We start from the raw sequence: 2,529 nt of genomic DNA, 5'->3' as shown, positions 1-2,529 counted from the left end.
TTTGCAACTGTGCTTAGTGAGTGGCATTTGTTGTATAATTGCTTTTAGTATGTGGCTTGTTTATTTGGCGTTTTGGTTGATTGAGGGGATGAGATGAAAAATGATAATCCGAACTATAAAAGCGTTTTAACTACTGAGCTTATCCCATACGCAAGAAACAGCCGAACACATAGTGATTCTCAGGTTAGCAAGATTGCGTCAAGTATAAAAGAATTTGGCTTTTTAAACCCAGTGCTTATTGATTTGGATAATGGAATTATTGCAGGGCATGGCCGAGTAATGGCAGCTCAAAAACTAGGGCTAAAAGAAGTGCCAGTGCTACAAATTGGGCATTTAAGCGAATCACAAAAAAGAGCTTATATTATTGCTGATAACCGTCTTGCATTGGATGCAGGGTGGGATGAAGATATGCTTAAATTGGAGTTTAATGATTTAGCAAATGAAGGTTTTAATCTTGATTTAACTGGATTTGATTTAGATGAAATCTCAGTTATTTTTGATGAGTCAAAAGGAGTGCAAATAGACAATGAAATAAACGAGATTGAAGACCATGTGTTTGTAGTTAAATATCCTTTAGAGAAAAAAATAGAAGTAATGAATCTGCTTGCTGAGTCAATAAAGAACATAGTTGGTGTTACTTTGTGGTGTGATGATGAGCAAGTTTAAAGGCGTAAAAACAAATAATGCAAAAACTGACGCAAAACAAAAACTAAGAGAATCTGTTTTTTTAAACATGAAAAACTCAAATGTTTTAGAGGTTTATTGCGGTAGCGGTGAGATGTACAACGCTGTTTGGTACAAAGCCGAAAAATACACAGGCATAGACAAAGTAAAATTTTTTGATAAAAGGCATACTATTTGTGGCGATGCTGAAAAAGCAATAAGGCTTGTTGATATTAATGATTATAATATTTTTGATATTGATGCTTACGGCTCGCCGTATGAAATACTAGATTATATTGTTGGAAAAATAGACTTAAAAAATAAAAAAATAGGATTTGTTGTAACAGATGGCGTTAACATGGATTTAAAACTAGGTAGGGTTTGTAAAGGATTAAGGCGTTTTATTGGTTATGATTTTCATATTGCAAAAAGAGCAAATGTTTTGCATGATGACTTTATAAAAATAGTAATTGATAAAATAGCAGAAAAATTAAAAGGTAAAGTTGAGAATCTTTTAATAGCGCAAGGTGTCACTGGTGCAGCAATGCGCTATTATTCTTTTGTGATTAATCGTGATGCTGTTTAACTCTTAAAGGGTTTTTATATCCTTTGGGTAGGTATAATTGCAAGTCTTTTTTAATGTAATGATTAACTCCTAGTTTGTCGCACAAATCAATAATACGGTGAGTATAATCTTCCCAATCTGTTGTTTTTGTCATTGGCATATAATTAACACGACCAATCTTGAATAAATCAACAAACTCATGCGTTTCTTTGATGATTGCTAGTGATGCGTCAACATCAAGCGTTGGCTCTAATGATACCCAAGTAAAAATTCCTTTATCGTAGAATTTTTTTATTGCTTCAATTCTATCATTAGGCAATGCAGCACCAGATTCCCACTTTTTAGAAAACCTATCATCAAGGCTTGTTAGTGTTGTTGCAAAAGCATCTTTATTGCGTCTAAATAGATTAATGTCACGCAGAGAGCGAGTTCCGCCCTTAGTTAGTGTGCAAAAACCTAGACCATGAGTGCTTCCGATAACTTCTAATGCGTAGCGCGTTGCTGATGTATCAAATGGGTGATAAGGGTCAGTAGTGAAAGACAGCATTACTTGCGCTTGTGTTTTAGCTTTATCATATTTTATCGCATCACGCATTAATCCAGCGCGATATGCTGAACGCTCAACGGCTATATTATCGAATGATTCCCTTGTTTTCATTCTCAATGCTTTTGGGACATAACAATAAGCGCACTTATGGCCACATCCTGAGTATGGGTTACTAGCCAACTCTGAATATTCGAGTGCTTGACCTTTAGGAGCGTATATGTAAGAACATCCATTGATTGCAGGACTAGAAATATCTGATACAATGATTTTAGTCATTTTTTAACTCCAACAAGTTAATAAGTGATAGATGCACGTTGCTACCAACAACGTGCATTGAGTCTAACATATAAAAAAACATATAGGAATCATCAACCTAGTGTTTTTGAGGGTAAATAAATGCCAAGTAAACCACACATACCAACAGACAAAACAAGAGCCGAGATTATCGCATTGCGCTCTTACGGTGTGCCTATTAAAGAAGTTGCTGCATATATCGGCATAGATGATAAAACGCTGTATAAATACTACAAAGACGAATTAGAAAACAGCGCGATTAAAGCAAATGCAAATGTAGGCAAGTTTTTATACCAAGCCGCAAGTGGTCAAGCATTAACTACGGGCGCAACATATAGCGATTGCGTAAGGGCTGCAATGTTTTGGGCTAAGACACGCATGGGCTGGAAAGAAACTAACGTGCAAGAACACACGGGCAAAGACGGTCAACCGATTCAGCAGGCTATTACAATCAAGGTCG

4 protein-coding genes are annotated in these 2,529 nt (G+C 35.9%); 3 read left to right on the top strand and 1 reads right to left on the bottom strand.

All coding sequences use genetic code 11. The annotated features are described in order from the left end of the window. Positions 1 to 93 precede the first annotated feature (93 nt). Positions 94 to 666: a ParB/Srx family N-terminal domain-containing protein gene (locus Q0212_RS07990; RefSeq protein ID WP_297924305.1), complete on the top strand. Its 573-nt coding sequence runs from the start codon at positions 94 to 96 to the stop codon at positions 664 to 666. Then, entirely contained in the window at positions 650 to 1,249 is a 600-nt protein-coding gene (locus tag Q0212_RS07985; protein ID WP_297924303.1) for a hypothetical protein, read from the top strand. The genes Q0212_RS07990 and Q0212_RS07985 overlap by 17 nt, the downstream gene beginning before the upstream one ends. Here the strand turns inward: Q0212_RS07985 and Q0212_RS07980 are convergent. Then, a complete protein-coding gene (locus Q0212_RS07980) occupies positions 1,230 to 2,051 on the bottom strand; it encodes a radical SAM protein (protein WP_297924301.1) in 822 nt (273 codons plus the stop codon). The genes Q0212_RS07985 and Q0212_RS07980 overlap by 20 nt on opposite strands. Before the next feature lie 120 nt (positions 2,052 to 2,171). Between Q0212_RS07980 and Q0212_RS07975 the strand changes: the two genes are divergently transcribed. After that, positions 2,172 to 2,529: helix-turn-helix domain-containing protein (locus tag Q0212_RS07975; protein ID WP_297924299.1), on the top strand; the 358-nt coding region annotated here is incomplete at its 3' end.

This window comes from uncultured Agitococcus sp. (genome assembly GCF_937920075.1).
In the GTDB taxonomy this organism is placed as follows: domain Bacteria; phylum Pseudomonadota; class Gammaproteobacteria; order Pseudomonadales; family Moraxellaceae; genus Agitococcus.
Note: the sequence above shows the minus strand (reverse complement) of the source record. Positions and strands in the feature narration are given on the sequence as shown.

Bases quoted from the DNA above. Each gene is read 5' to 3' on its own strand.
- Q0212_RS07990 (WP_297924305.1), top strand. From the start codon at position 94: ATGAAAAATGATAATCCGAACTATAAAAGCGTTTTAACTACTGAGCTT.
- Q0212_RS07985 (WP_297924303.1), top strand. From the start codon at position 650: ATGATGAGCAAGTTTAAAGGCGTAAAAACAAATAATGCAAAAACTGAC.
- Q0212_RS07980 (WP_297924301.1), bottom strand. From the start codon at position 2,051: ATGACTAAAATCATTGTATCAGATATTTCTAGTCCTGCAATCAATGGA.